Origin of the sequence: Alcaligenes pakistanensis (genome assembly GCF_014652815.1) — a bacterium.
In the GTDB taxonomy this organism is placed as follows: domain Bacteria; phylum Pseudomonadota; class Gammaproteobacteria; order Burkholderiales; family Burkholderiaceae_B; genus Alcaligenes; species Alcaligenes pakistanensis.
Genome location: NZ_BMZN01000001.1, coordinates 882,919 through 895,674, shown reverse-complemented (window position 1 = coordinate 895,674; position 12,756 = coordinate 882,919). Strand labels below are relative to the sequence as shown.

Sequence of the window (12,756 nt, the reverse complement as noted above, 5' to 3'; positions counted from 1 at the left end):
ACATGATGGCCTTGGAAGCACAAACCGTTCTGGTCTGGGGAGCCCTTGCTTGCGCCCTGGCTGGTCTGATCCTGTTTGCCTTGTGGTTTCACAACTACTGGCAGCAGCGTCAGCAAGCCTCGCGTTTGAGCCAGGTGGTGGATGAGCGCCTGAAAGGTGTTCCACACATGACGCAGGCAAGCAGCCAGTCTCGCCAGACGGTGGAACAGATCAAGATGCAGGCAGGCAGTCTGGGCGAGCGCTGGCTGAAAGGACGCTTTGGCAGCAGCTTGCTAAGCGAGGAGGACCGCCTGCTAATTATGAATGCAGGCTTCAAGCACATTGATGTGGCGCGTCAGTATTTCGTACTGAGTCGGGTGGGTTTAAGCATTGCCTTGATTGTTCTGTTCAGCCTGCTGCCCATGACACGCCGCTTGAACGAGTTCGTACCCTTTGTCTCCGTTTTCATCGGCTTCGCCGTGGGTTGGATGTTGCCTAAATGGTGGCTGTCACGGCGGGTGGCCCAACGTCGTGTACGGATTGCGTCTGAACTGCCGTTGTTCGTGGATTTGCTGCGTCTGTTGCAAGGGGTGGGCTTGTCCATGGATCAGACCTTGCACACCATCGAACGAGAGTTTCATGACGTGATTCCAGTCATGGGATCAGAGCTGACCATTGCGGTCGAGCAATATGCTCGAGGCCGGACTCGGGAGCAATCGCTGGAGCGTCTGGCCAGTGGCTTTACCAATGAGGACCTGGCCGTCATCTGCCGTCTGATTGTGCAGGTGGACCAGCACGGTGGCGCGATGCAAGAACCCCTGCACCGATTTGGTGTGCGGTTACGCGAGCAACGCCGCCTGGAGCTGAAAGCCAAAGTGGGCAAACTGACCGTGAAGATGACCGGCGTGATGGTGCTGACCCTATTGCCCGCCTTATTAATTATTACCGCAGGGTCAGGTTTTCTGGCCTTGTTCCGTGGCTTGAGCCAAGTGGCCGGAGGATGACTTTGATGAAAACGTCGACATGGATTCGTCCCGTGATGCGCTGGGTGGCACTGGGTTTAGGTAGCTCTTTGCTGGTGGCTTGCTCCACCACGGAGTCGGCCTACGAACTGGTGCGCCAGCAGCAGGAACAAGAGGCCTTTTTGCAGAGCAAAGAGATTGAACAGTGGGAAAAGCGTAAACCCAGTGACAAACAAATGGCCGTGCGCATGCTGGAAGAAACGCAAAAGCAGGGTCGGTTCTTTGCTTCTTTAGCGTATGCCGAGGCCATGGAAAAAGAATATGGAGCAGACCCGGAAGTCATGGTGCTGCGAGCCGAGGCACTGCGCCAAACTGGGCAGCTGGAACAGGCGGCACAGACCTTTAATGCGCTGATCAAGACTCCGGTTGCCGGGCGGGCGTATCAAGGCCTGGGTTTGATTGCCGGCTCGCAACAACACTTTGATCAAGCCGCGCAGTATTTGAAGCTGGCCGCTCAGCAAGACCCGACCAATGCAATTTTGCAAAGCGATCTGGCCTATGCCTACTTGCGTTCCGGCCAACCTCAGTATGCGCGGCTGGCCTTGGGTAAGGCGGCCGAGCTGGCCCCGGATAACCCCAAAATTCTCAGCAATATGGCCTTGTATCTGTTGGTTAGCCAAGAGCCGCAGCGCGCCACTTTTGTAATGCAGCAAGCCGGCATGGACCCGGCTACTCAGCAAGCGGTTGCACAGATGGCCCAGCAGATTGGTCAAGAGTTGGAGCAGTTGCATGCGCACCAGCAACAGCAAAAACAGCAGGAGCTGCGTATGGCGGCGGCTGCCCAGGATGAGCAGGCTAGAGCCCAGGTGCTGGCTTTCAATCCCACGCCATCCGGCAACGTCACTCAGACAGGGATGAATCGTTCGGCTCAAGCCCAGAATCCGGTGGTAAATCCGACTCGAGGCCGTGCTGTGGTTTCCGCTACGCAAGCAGGACTGAACCGGCCTTTGCTGGAGAGCCTGGGCCCTGTGTCCTCGTCAATGAATTGATTGCCGTTTTTTCAAGGATATCGAAATGAACCGATCCCGCATTTTGGCCTGCTGCAGCTTGCTGCTTGTCAGCGGTGCCTGGGCACAGACACAGCCGCCACTGACAGGGGCGATGGTCTCTGGCACCAATACGTACCCGGTTAGTACCAGCCCGGCAGCGGCCAGTAATCAAGGTGTGCATACACCTGCTGCTTCTGCGGAGCCAACTGAACGCCAGCCCTACGAGAAGTACCGTTTGAGTGATGAACAAGTACATCCCTGGCCTGAAGTGGAGGGCTTGCCTGTGCATGTGCAAAACGAGCGCCGTCATATCCCACCACGTCTGGAAATAGGGCCGGATACCCGCAGTTTGCTCAGTATGCAGGCTGACCCTGACCGTGAAGGCAAGGCCTTGCCCGTGCATGGCGCGGCGGCCAATCTGGTTTGGGAGCGCTATTTGGATAGCTTCAAGCATCCTATTCCTGAATACATGAAAGAGCGCGTCAAAACAAACGGTAGTGATTAAGGCCCACTGGGGTAGAGCGGGTTAGGAGATCGACATGAAATGGGCAAGAACTCGAACCCAGAGTGAACAGGCACACAAGCAGCAGGGTTCCATTATTGTGCCGGCGGCAGCGGCTTTGTTTGTGGGGCTGGTACTGCTGGGTGCTGCGCATTTGGGGCATAACTTCTACGTCAAGCGAGATCTGCAAAATGCAGCCGACTTGGCCGCTCTGGCTGGTGCTCAGGCCTTGGGTTCCGGGGATGCACTGGGCTGCCAGCAAGGGCAGGATATGGCCCGGTTCAGCTTGCGCAGCCAGCCGAACTCCCCCGCTGCAGGTTTGACGGGCGATGGTGCCAAAGTGCTTTGCGGTAAATGGAGTAATGGCCAAAGCGACCCGAACCAGCGCTTTGCGCCGGTATTGCCTGCTGATGCCGTGCGAGTGCATTTGAGCTATCAGCCGCCTTCCTTATTTCCCTTTTTTACCTCATCGGTGATCGAGGCCGTTGCCACGGCTAAGAGTAGTGAGCCAGTAGCGACTTTTTCCGTGGGCAGTCGTTTGCTGTCCTTGAAGCGCAATGGCCTGGTCTATAACCTGCTGCGTGGGGTGGGTCTGCGTCCGGACCAATTGACGGTACTGGATTCGGCGGGTTTGGTGAATGCCAAGATTACCCCTTCAGGTTTATTGAATGCCTTGGGGTTACCGGCAACCGTTATTGCAGGGGTAGGCACGCCTGAGGAATTAGCACGCCTGGAACAACTGACTCTGGCTGATTTGCTAAGCGCCAGTTTGGAGTTGCTGGATCAGCAGAAAACACTGGGCCTGGATGTGGGGGCCTTGCAGGAGTACATCAAACTCTTATTGGGCGTGGGGCCTCTGGATCTGCCTGTCAAACTGCTAGGTGATGGTGGCATTTTGGCCATAATCAATGGCGTGGACCCCTTGTCCGCGCTGAACGTAAATCTGGATGTGTTGCAGTTGGTCAACACGGGCTTGGTGGTGGCGAACGGCAAGAATCTGATTGACCTGAACCTGACGGCGCTGCCTTCAGGTTTGACGAATATGTTCAATAACGCTCTGGATCTGCGGGTTCGGGTGGTTGAGCCTCCCAGTATTGCAATGGGTGGAATAGGGACGAAGGCGAACTCGGCTGGTGTACGGGTGTATTTGAATCTGGACACCTCCAAGATTCCGCTGGCGGGTCCGATTCTTAAAGTATTGGGGACAGAGGTCAGCTTGCCCATCATTATTGAGCTGTCCCAAGCCACAGGTGAACTGGTCAATGTTTGTCGTCCTCCCATTGCCGATAATCAGGCCACGATTGCCGTCAGCTCTTCGCTGGTAAATGTGTGCCTGGGCAAATTCCCGCACTCGGATTTCTTCTCGACCAGCAATAGTTGCAAGGACGAGTCCTTTGGCCTGATTCAGCGCCATCGGGTGATTAATGTGCTGGGTATTTTGCCCTTGACGGCCAAAGTCACTTTGCCTTTGATCGATACCAAAAACCCGGTCCATGTCACGTTGACAGCCCCACCGGGCGAACCTTCCGAAAAGACCGTTAATGCTACGCAGCTGGATTTGACTCGTAGCGTGAGTCTGCTCTCGGATGCCGTTTTATCCGGCATTTTGGGCGACTTGCTGAACACCCCTTGGAGCGGTGCTTCGGGCAAGCGCCAGATGGCGGAAAGTCTGGTGGGCGATGGAGCGGGCCGGTCGGTCTCGGCGGTTGTCAACGAGATGAACTGGTCCAAGGAACGGATGGAGCAGCTGTCCCGCACGATGAGCCAGAACGGTTTAATAGGTGTTTTGGGTGGGACTTTGGGCTTTGTCGATAATTTGTTGACCACGCTGCTAGGAGCTCCTTTAAGTGATGTGGCGTGCGTTGTTGCTGGCATTGGTGGCCCGAAAGCCATGCGTGATTGCCGCACGGGTGCAGTGGAGACCTTGGTCTTCAAGGACTCCAACCTGGTTGGGGCTGTGCTCAGTCTGGTCATTGCTTTGCTGGACCCTGTTTTGCAAGGCTTGAGTGCGCTGTTGGAAGAGTTGCTGAAGCTCTTGGGCTTGAGCCTGGTCGAGGCCGATGTGAAACTTCATGATGTGCAGTGCGGTACTGCCTATCTAGTGCAGTAGGGCGGGAGGCGAACACAGCGATGAGTGTCAGCTTTATGGGTAACGAACCTGTTTTATACGTATGGGAGGGCAGCTCCGACTTGGTGGTGCGCGCCGAGCGCGCCATGGAACCCAGTGAGGTAGCGGTGATGCGTGTGGAGCCTACGGTGGTCTTGGATGCGGAACACCATCCAACCCGTCATGCTGTGGCGCTGGTTTCAGTCAGTGTGATGGCGCAAGGGCGTTTTGAGCAGCACCAATGGCTGGTGGAGCACGCTATTCCTGTGATCTGGGTGGCTTCGGAAGATAGGGGCTACGACCCGCGCTTTTACCCTTCGGCCTACTCCTATACCTTGCCGTTGTCCTTTAGCCAGTCAGAGCTGCGCACCCTGGTCGCCAAGCTGGCGGGTTTGACCGCCCAGGTCGAGCGTGAGGGGCAAGGTGGGCCTCAGCCATTAGTGGCCGTATCGCCGGTGATGCGAGCCTTGATCGCCGAAGCGGATATGTATGCCGATAGCGGTGCCAGTGTCTTGATTCATGGTGAAACCGGAGTCGGTAAAGAACGTATCGCTCAACTGCTGCATGAGCGCTCTTCTCGCGCACAAGGCCCCTTTGTGCCGGTGAACTGCGGAGCTGTTCCTGAGGGCTTGTTCGAGGCACATTTTTTTGGTCATGCCAAAGGTGCTTTTACAGGGGCGATTGGTGCCCATAAAGGCTATTTTGAACAGGCCGACCAAGGCACGCTATTCCTGGATGAAATCGGGGATTTGCCGTTGCACCAGCAGGTCAAACTACTGCGTGTTCTGGAACAACGTTCCGTTACGCGTTTAGGATCGACCCAACAGATCCCGGTCGACTTTCGTATGGTGGCAGCTACCAATAAGAACTTGCTCGGTCTGGTGCAACAGGGTTTGTTCCGTGCGGACTTGTACTATCGCTTGGCCGTGGTGGAACTGTTGATTCCCAATCTGGAACAGCGTGGTTCGCAGGAAAAAATTGCTATCTTCTGCGCTTTGCTGGAACAGGCCTTAGAGTGCGATGTCGAGGATATTCCGCAGTGGGTGCTGGATGCGGTAGGCAGCATGCGCTTTAACGGTAATGTGCGCGAGCTGGCTAATCTGGTCGAACGCGTGGCCGTAATGAGTAAACAGTTTGGTGCCTGGGAGTCGGTGCAGCTGCGGCAAGTGCTGGAGCGTTTTAATGCGCCTGTCATGGCTCCTGTGATGGCTTTGCCCGAAGGCGTGCCCATTTTGGAGCGGCCAGAACCGGTCATCAGCCTAAGTGCACAGGAACAAGAAGAACGTGCCCGCATCATCACCGTTTTGGATACGCAGAACTGGCGACGTCAGGATACCGCTGCCGTATTGGGGATATCTCGTAAAGTCTTGTGGGAAAAGATGCGCAAATTCAACATAAAGGCACAAGATGCGACAAGCCGCGTTTAGAATACGGGCTGATTCTGTGTATCAAGCTAATCACAAAAAATTGATTATCAAGGGATGGGTATGGTGAACCTTAGTCAGAAGACGGCGGTGTTGCTGTCCTTGGGGGGACTTCTTTTATTGTCAGCGTGCAGCTCGGTGTCTTTGGTACAGGAGCCAGAGCGGCCCGTGGTGGCGCAAACCCAGGAACAGGAAGTTGAAGAAGTGGCCGCTGTTGCCGCTCCGGCAGCGGCGCCTGCAGCGACCCCGGCTTACCAGAACACCACCGTGGCTCAGTTGCAGCAACTGATTCAGGCTCGTTCAGTACAAGAACTACGCACTGCGTACAACGGCCGTTTTGGTGCCAGCCTGCTGTTCGCCGCTGACAGCATGACTTACTACGTGGCCCTGTTCCAGCAACGTGAGTTCTGGCGCGTCTTCAAGACCACCGACGAGTCTCTGGCCGAGCGCATGTACACCCAGTATCGTCAGGACACGGTGGACTACGCCGCTGCAGATCTGGATCGCATCAAGCTGCAGGCGGAAGTGGCTAAAGCCGAAAAACAATTGAATGAAAGCGCAGACCAGTTGACTGTGTTGCAAAACGACTTGGCCTTGCAGCGTCAGCAAGAAGCCTTGGCCATTGCCCAACGTGAAGAGTCCCGTCGTGAAGCTCAGGCACTGGCCGAGCAGGAACGCGAAGCTCGCGAGCAGTTGCGTGAGTTGCAGCGTCAGATCAAAGACCTGGAACAGCAACGCGCCGGTATGTTGCAGCGCCAAAAAGGACGTTGATTGTTTTGAAATGATCAATGAAAACCCGCACAGTCCTAAGACTGTGCGGGTTTTTTTGATGGCCGAATGATTTTCGGTTTGGCGGCTGAGCTGTCCTGGTGTCGGTACAGCGTTGTTCTACCGAGACAAGTACCGCATCGCTTCTTCAAGCCCGGCACTGGTGACGGGGTACATACGATCCGACATCAGGTTTTGAATGATGGCGATGGACTGACGGTAGGGCCAGTAAGCCTGGGGTTCAGGATTGAGCCAGGCAATACGCGGCCAATGGTCGTTCAGCTTTTGCAGCCAGGCTGCACCCGTTTCTTTGTTGTAGTGCTCCACCGAGCCACCCGGTGCCATGATCTCGTACGGACTCATGGTGGCGTCGCCCACAATAATGATGCGCCAGTCCTCGTTGTACTTGCGCAGCAAATCCCAGGTGTCCAGCCTTTCACTCTGACGGCGTGAGTTATGCCTCCACAGCGACTCATACACACAGTTATGGAAGTAATAGGCTTCCAGATGCTTGAACTCAGAACGAGCGGCGGAGAACAAGGATTCAACCTGAGCAATGTGGTCGTCCATGCTGCCGCCCACATCCAGCAGCATCAGCACATTGACGCGGTTTTGCCGCTCGGCCTGCATTTGCAGATCCAGCATGCCAGCGTTGCGGGCCGTTTCGCGTATGGTGCTGTCCAGGTCCAGCTCGGTGGGGGCACCTTGGCGGGCAAAGCGGCGCAGACGTCGCAAGGCCATTTTGAAGTTGCGTGTGCCCAGCTCTTGTTGATCGTCGTAGTCGACAAACTCGCGTTTTTCCCAGACTTTGATGGCCGTACGATTACCCGCAGAAGGGCCGCCGATACGGATGCCTTCTGGGTGATAGCCGCCGTGCCCAAAGGGCGAAGAGCCGCCGGTACCAATCCACTTGCTGCCACCAGCATGACGCCCTTGCTGCTCTTGCAGACGTTCTTTGAACATTTCCAGAAGCTTGTCCAGGCCATGTTTCTCCAACGCGGCTTTTTGTTCCGGGCTTAGATTGCGGGTCAGGGTTTTGCGCAGCCAGTCTTCTGGCAAGGTTTTATCCTTGGCCAGCGCTTCCAGCTGGGGTTGGTAGAACTCGCCAAAGGCCAGATCAAAACGGTCGTACAGCGTTTCGTCCTTGATCAGGACCAGTCTGGACAGGTGATAAAAATCATCCAGCGTGGGCGGCATGATGCCTTTGCACAGCGCATCCAGCAGCGTCAGGTGCTCCTGTATGGAAACCGGCAGGCCACGTTCGCGCAGGTGATAGAAAAAATCAAGCAACATGGCTGTGCTGCCTTAATTTGTCGAGCAAATGGGCACGGGTATCGGGCCACTCGCCGGCCATCAAGCTATAGAACATGGTGTCGCGGATGGTGCCGTCGCGGCGGATGGCGTGGTGGCGGATACGGCCATCGAAACGGGCACCCAACCGGCTGATTGCCTGCTGGGACTTGAAGTTCAAATGGTCGGTGCGCCAGCCTACGACGCCAGCTCCCAGGGTCTCGAAGGCATGTTGCAGTAAGAGCAACTTGGCCGCAGTATTGACGTGGCTGCGTTGGGCGCTGCGAGCATACCAGGTGTAGCCGATTTCCAGACGGGCCACTGGCGCGACAATATCGTGGTAACGCGTGGTGCCTACTGCTTGGTCTGTGTTCAGATCGCGGACCAGAAAGGGCAGCATATGACCCTGCTGCTGGCCGTCCAGGGCTGTTTGTACATAGTGCTGGGCCTGACCGGGGGCGGGAACGCTGGTGACACGTACATTCCAAAGCTCGCCATCGGCCGCGGCGGCTTCCAGCAAGTCCACATGAGCCAGTTGCAAAGGTTCCAGGCGTACTCCCCATCCTTCCAGGACAAGGGGAGCAAGCGGCTGGGAGAAAGCGCTGGCGTTCATATCAGCTCCGGCGCTGGCTGCGTTGGCTCATGGCGGCCAGACGCTGCATCAAGGACAGATCCTGCTCATTTTTCAGCAAGGCACCGGCCATGGGCGGCAGGCCTTCATCTAATTCGTGCAGGGCATCGGCAGGAATGTCGTTGGCCAGCAGCAGACGCAGCCAGTCCAGGAATTCGGATGTGGAGGGTTTCTTCTTCAGGCCAGGTACGTCACGCAGGGCAAAGAAGGTGTCCAGGGCGCTGGATAGGATGTCGCTACGCAGATTGGGGTAGTGCACCGCCACAATCTGTTCCATGGTCTCGCGCTCAGGGAAGCGGATGTAGTGAAAGAAACAGCGGCGCAAGAAGGCGTCGGGCAGATCTTTTTCGTTATTGGAGGTAATGATAATCAGGGGGCGATGGCGTGCCGTGACGGTTTGGCGAGTTTCATAAACATGAAATTCCATGCGGTCCAGTTCTTGCAGCAGGTCATTGGGAAATTCAATGTCGGCCTTGTCGATTTCATCGATCAGAACCACCGTGGGTTCTTCAGACTCGAAGGCTTGCCATAAGGTGCCCTGGACAATGTAGTTGCCAATATCGCGGACTTTTTCATCGCCCAGCTGGGAGTCACGCAGACGCGATACTGCGTCGTACTCGTACAGGCCCTGGTGGGCTTTGGTGGTGGACTTGATATGCCATTGCAGCAGGGGGCGTCCCAGTGCGCGGGCGACTTCCACCGCCAGTAATGTTTTCCCGGTACCGGGCTCACCTTTAATCAACAAAGGGCGTTGTAGCGTCAAGGCTGCGTTGACAGCCAGCTTCAAATCATCGGTGGCAACGTACTGATCGGTGCCTTCAAAACGGGTCGCAGTAGTCATAAGTCGGCTCAAACTTGTACTTAAAATGTTGATCTGTCAAGAATAGAAACTCGGGTATAAATACTAGTATCAGTCATCCTTGGCAATTATCATACAATCGACTCAGTACTCGTCGGTCAGCATCACAGAGCCAGGTGTCGCGTTGTTTCACCTTTAGCTGCAATAGACGCAGATCCTGACCCGGACCGTTTTCAACTCCAGAACAAAGCGAATAGCGATGATGAAGTTGCAAATGAAGCGGTATGTCTCTTTCTTTATTGTGGCCTCCAGCGCCTGTCTGCCCTGGGCTGCGCAGGCTCAGGATGCTGAGCCTATCAAGGCCAATCCCGAGGCTGCGCGCGACAAGATCTCCATGTGCATAGGCTGTCATGGCTTGCCCGGTTACAAGGCAAGCTTTCCCGAGGTCTATCACGTTCCCATGATTGCCGGGCAGGGAGCCGCCTACATCGAAGCGGCGCTCAAAGAATATGCCAGTGGCGCCCGAACCTTCCCGACCATGCAGGCCATCGCGCTAAGTCTGTCCGAACAGGACATGGCTGATATTGCGGCGTATTACGCCGGCAACAAACCTTAAAGACGGGGGAGGCAAGCATGAAAAAAGCAGTATTGCTGGTGGCAATGGGGCTGATGGCGGGCGTGGCAACGCAGGTAACAGCCGCTGAGGATCTGGTCACGGCAGGCGGCCAAGCTTGGAAGAATCTGAATTGCGCGTCCTGTCATGGCGAAGATGCCAAAACGCCTTTGAATCCGGAATATCCCATTCTGGCGGGGCAGCATGCGGACTATCTGCGGCAGGCCTTGATGGCCTATCAACGGGGTCAGGCCGGCGCACCTGCCACCGCTAATATCCGCAAAAATGCCGTCATGGGAGCCATGGCAACGACCATGAGCCAAGCCGACATCGACAGTGTTTCAGTCTGGCTGTCACGCCAGCCCGGACCCTTGAGCAATAGAAAGTAGAGCGGCTTGCAGGTTTAGTCGCGCGTGCTGTGGCGCAAAATCAATTCGATATAGCGCTCGTTGTTCAGCGGTGTGCCCAGACGTTGCGCCTCCCAGATCACCTCGCCCAGCGCTTCCATGATGGTATGTGCTGCGGCGTGCGGATCGTGCGTGGTTAATAGACGCTGATACGCGCCCTTGATGCCGGGGGGCTGGTCTATGGATAACTGTTCATTAATGGCCAGATGCATGGACAGGTGCAAGAAGGGATTGCTGCGTCCTTGCTCCACTGCGTAATCCTGATTGACGGCGTCGGCGTTACGCAGGTCTTCGTGGTATTCAGGGTGCTGTTGCACCAGATCCACCGCCATGGTTTCCAAAGCGGTCAGCAGATGACCACTTTGGTGCTTGTCCCAAGCTTCAATGAAAAATTGGCGAACCTGCTCGCGAGAGGGGTTGAACATGGTGGAGTAGAGAAAAAATAGTCAGAAAACGCGAATCTGCGGGGCGCATTTTACGCTGGCCTGTGCAAGAGGGAGTACAGGTACAAGCTGCAAAAGGGGCCGTGTAGAATGGATAAGCGGTCAAGAATGCAGGCATTTTTGGCAAGCTTTTAGTTTACAGGTGCCTGAATACGCGCGAATTAAGTTAAACTCTTATATAAGACTTCGGAAACGCAAAAGCGTTCCGTGTTTAGCTATCCCTAATATTGGAGCACAACTGGAGCATCCATGTCCTATCAGCATATCAAGATCCCCGCGTCGGGGCAGAAAATTACAGTTAACGCGGATTTTTCCCTGAATGTTCCCGATCAACCCATTATTCCTTACATCGAGGGTGATGGTACGGGCGTGGATATTTCGCCAGTCATGATTAAAGTGGTCGATGCTGCTGTTGCCAAAGCTTACGCTGGCAAGCGCAAGATCGAATGGATGGAAGTGTACGCCGGTGAAAAATCCACCAAAGTGTACGGTTCCGACGTGTGGCTGCCAGAAGAAACTCTGAGTGCCGTTAAAGACTACGTCGTCTCCATCAAAGGCCCTCTGACTACTCCTGTTGGCGGTGGCATCCGTTCCTTGAACGTGGCCCTGCGTCAGCAACTGGACTTGTACGTCTGCCTGCGCCCAGTGCGCTACTTCAAGGGTGTTCCTTCGCCTGTGCGTGAGCCAGAAAAGACCGAAATGGTCATTTTCCGCGAGAACTCCGAAGACATTTACGCTGGTATCGAATTTGCTGCTGAGTCCGAAAGCGCCAAGAAGCTGATCGACTTCCTGCAAAACACCCTGGGCGTGAACAAGATCCGCTTCCCCAATACCTCCGGTATCGGTGTTAAGCCTGTTTCCCGCGAAGGTACCGAGCGTCTGGTGCGCAAGGCCATCCAGTACGCTATCGACAACGATCGCTCTTCCGTGACCATCGTTCACAAGGGCAACATCATGAAGTTCACCGAAGGTGGCTTCCGTGATTGGGCTTACGAGCTGGCACAAAAAGAATTCGGCGCTGAATTGATCGACGGCGGCCCATGGTGCAAATTCAAGAATCCTAAGACTGGTCGCGAGATCACTGTTAAGGATTCGATTGCTGACGCCTTCTTGCAACAGATCTTGCTGCGTCCTGCCGAGTACGACGTTATCGCCACACTGAACCTGAACGGCGACTACATCTCCGACGCTCTGGCCGCTCAAGTGGGTGGTATCGGTATTGCTCCCGGCGCCAACTTGTCTGATTCCGTCGCCATGTTTGAAGCGACCCACGGTACCGCTCCTAAGTACGCTGGCAAAGATTACGTGAACCCAGGTTCGCTGATTCTGTCCGCCGAAATGATGCTGCGTCACATGGGTTGGACTGAAGCGGCTGATCTGATTATCGACAGCATGCAAAAATCCATCACGTCGCGCAAAGTGACGTATGACTTTGCCCGTCTGATGGAAGGCGCGACTCAAGTGTCTTGCTCCGGCTTTGGCGATGTCATGATCGAAAATATGTAATGACAATCGGCTGCTAAAGCCTGTTATCTACATAGAAAACCGCCGACCTTCGGGTCGGCGGTTTTTTTATATTTCTATATTAGAAGGTGATCGACTGTCACTGCCTTCCTGCCTCACTTTGGTTGTGTGTAGGTTTTCTCAGGTAAGCAATGTGCAACTCAATATTCTCGTTAGTGAGGCTTTCGGCTGCCTTAATGGAGTTTGAGGGGCTCGTCAACCTTGCTGCTATTGGTATGGTTTGAGTAGTGGCCTTTTGGACAGGGCACTACGTACTTG

Annotated in this window: 13 protein-coding genes; 9 read left to right on the top strand and 4 right to left on the bottom strand. The window is 55.2% G+C overall.

What is annotated here, in order from left to right; translation table 11 throughout:
• Positions 1-2: 2 nt before the first annotated feature.
• The 6 genes from IE156_RS04135 to IE156_RS04110 are packed head-to-tail and all read left to right on the top strand — an operon-like array spanning position 3 to position 6,794.
• Positions 3-983: a type II secretion system F family protein gene (locus tag IE156_RS04135; protein ID WP_189391182.1), complete on the top strand. Its 981-nt coding sequence runs from the start codon at positions 3-5 to the stop codon at positions 981-983.
• Positions 984-988: 5 nt separating this feature from the next.
• Positions 989-1,990 (top strand): tetratricopeptide repeat protein, encoded by a 1,002-nt coding sequence (locus tag IE156_RS04130; protein ID WP_189391181.1) that lies wholly within the window; start codon positions 989-991, stop codon positions 1,988-1,990.
• Between the two features lie 25 nt (positions 1,991-2,015).
• Positions 2,016-2,495: a DUF3613 domain-containing protein gene (locus tag IE156_RS04125; protein ID WP_189391180.1), complete on the top strand. Its 480-nt coding sequence runs from the start codon at positions 2,016-2,018 to the stop codon at positions 2,493-2,495.
• 34 nt (positions 2,496-2,529) lie between these two features.
• The gene (locus IE156_RS04120; protein WP_189391179.1) at positions 2,530-4,602 is read left to right on the top strand and encodes a pilus assembly protein TadG-related protein; all 2,073 of its coding nucleotides are present in this window, start codon (positions 2,530-2,532) and stop codon (positions 4,600-4,602) included.
• A gap of 20 nt (positions 4,603-4,622) precedes the next feature.
• The gene (locus IE156_RS04115) at positions 4,623-6,026 is read left to right on the top strand and encodes a sigma 54-interacting transcriptional regulator (protein ID WP_189391178.1); all 1,404 of its coding nucleotides are present in this window, start codon (positions 4,623-4,625) and stop codon (positions 6,024-6,026) included.
• Positions 6,027-6,086: 60 nt separating this feature from the next.
• Positions 6,087-6,794, top strand: a complete 708-nt coding sequence (locus IE156_RS04110) for a DUF2968 domain-containing protein (RefSeq protein ID WP_189391177.1) — start codon at positions 6,087-6,089, stop codon at positions 6,792-6,794.
• Positions 6,795-6,911: 117 nt separating this feature from the next.
• On the opposite strand, the gene IE156_RS04105 is transcribed toward IE156_RS04110, so the two are convergent.
• Genes IE156_RS04105 through IE156_RS04095 form a run of 3 tightly spaced genes read right to left on the bottom strand, consistent with a single transcriptional unit; the run spans position 6,912 to position 9,553 of the window.
• Positions 6,912-8,084: a vWA domain-containing protein gene (locus tag IE156_RS04105; protein WP_189391176.1), complete on the bottom strand. Its 1,173-nt coding sequence runs from the start codon at positions 8,082-8,084 to the stop codon at positions 6,912-6,914.
• Positions 8,074-8,694 carry a GNAT family N-acetyltransferase gene (locus tag IE156_RS04100; protein WP_189391175.1) on the bottom strand — a complete coding sequence of 207 codons (621 nt, stop codon included), beginning with the start codon at positions 8,692-8,694 and terminating at the stop codon, positions 8,074-8,076. The genes IE156_RS04105 and IE156_RS04100 overlap by 11 nt, the downstream gene beginning before the upstream one ends.
• Position 8,695: 1 nt before the next feature.
• Positions 8,696-9,553 (bottom strand): AAA family ATPase, encoded by an 858-nt coding sequence (locus IE156_RS04095; protein ID WP_189391174.1) that lies wholly within the window; start codon positions 9,551-9,553, stop codon positions 8,696-8,698.
• 232 nt (positions 9,554-9,785) lie between these two features.
• Here IE156_RS04095 and IE156_RS04090 point away from each other — a divergent pair, with 232 nt between their 5' ends.
• Complete coding sequence (locus IE156_RS04090) at positions 9,786-10,127, top strand: c-type cytochrome (RefSeq protein ID WP_189391428.1); 342 nt, start codon at positions 9,786-9,788, stop codon at positions 10,125-10,127.
• A 17-nt stretch (positions 10,128-10,144) separates the two neighbouring features.
• Positions 10,145-10,513, top strand: coding sequence for a c-type cytochrome (locus IE156_RS04085; RefSeq protein WP_189391173.1), 369 nt, complete (start codon positions 10,145-10,147; stop codon positions 10,511-10,513).
• A gap of 14 nt (positions 10,514-10,527) precedes the next feature.
• On the opposite strand, the gene IE156_RS04080 is transcribed toward IE156_RS04085, so the two are convergent.
• Positions 10,528-10,956 (bottom strand): DUF1841 family protein, encoded by a 429-nt coding sequence (locus tag IE156_RS04080; RefSeq protein ID WP_189391172.1) that lies wholly within the window; start codon positions 10,954-10,956, stop codon positions 10,528-10,530.
• A 267-nt stretch (positions 10,957-11,223) separates the two neighbouring features.
• Here IE156_RS04080 and icd point away from each other — a divergent pair, with 267 nt between their 5' ends.
• A complete protein-coding gene (icd, locus tag IE156_RS04075; protein ID WP_189391171.1) occupies positions 11,224-12,480 on the top strand; it encodes an NADP-dependent isocitrate dehydrogenase in 1,257 nt (418 codons plus the stop codon).
• Positions 12,481-12,756: the final 276 nt, after the last annotated feature.

Excerpts from the sequence above, each read along its gene's own strand:
- IE156_RS04135 (WP_189391182.1), top strand. The coding sequence starts at position 3 with ATGATGGCCTTGGAAGCACAAACCGTTCTGGTCTGGGGAGCCCTTGCT.
- IE156_RS04130 (WP_189391181.1), top strand. The coding sequence starts at position 989 with ATGAAAACGTCGACATGGATTCGTCCCGTGATGCGCTGGGTGGCACTG.
- IE156_RS04125 (WP_189391180.1), top strand. The coding sequence starts at position 2,016 with ATGAACCGATCCCGCATTTTGGCCTGCTGCAGCTTGCTGCTTGTCAGC.
- IE156_RS04120 (WP_189391179.1), top strand. The coding sequence starts at position 2,530 with ATGAAATGGGCAAGAACTCGAACCCAGAGTGAACAGGCACACAAGCAG.
- IE156_RS04115 (WP_189391178.1), top strand. The coding sequence starts at position 4,623 with ATGAGTGTCAGCTTTATGGGTAACGAACCTGTTTTATACGTATGGGAG.
- IE156_RS04110 (WP_189391177.1), top strand. The coding sequence starts at position 6,087 with ATGGTGAACCTTAGTCAGAAGACGGCGGTGTTGCTGTCCTTGGGGGGA.
- IE156_RS04105 (WP_189391176.1), bottom strand. The coding sequence starts at position 8,084 with ATGTTGCTTGATTTTTTCTATCACCTGCGCGAACGTGGCCTGCCGGTT.
- IE156_RS04100 (WP_189391175.1), bottom strand. The coding sequence starts at position 8,694 with ATGAACGCCAGCGCTTTCTCCCAGCCGCTTGCTCCCCTTGTCCTGGAA.
- IE156_RS04095 (WP_189391174.1), bottom strand. The coding sequence starts at position 9,553 with ATGACTACTGCGACCCGTTTTGAAGGCACCGATCAGTACGTTGCCACC.
- IE156_RS04090 (WP_189391428.1), top strand. The coding sequence starts at position 9,786 with ATGAAGCGGTATGTCTCTTTCTTTATTGTGGCCTCCAGCGCCTGTCTG.
- IE156_RS04085 (WP_189391173.1), top strand. The coding sequence starts at position 10,145 with ATGAAAAAAGCAGTATTGCTGGTGGCAATGGGGCTGATGGCGGGCGTG.
- IE156_RS04080 (WP_189391172.1), bottom strand. The coding sequence starts at position 10,956 with ATGTTCAACCCCTCTCGCGAGCAGGTTCGCCAATTTTTCATTGAAGCT.
- icd (WP_189391171.1), top strand. The coding sequence starts at position 11,224 with ATGTCCTATCAGCATATCAAGATCCCCGCGTCGGGGCAGAAAATTACA.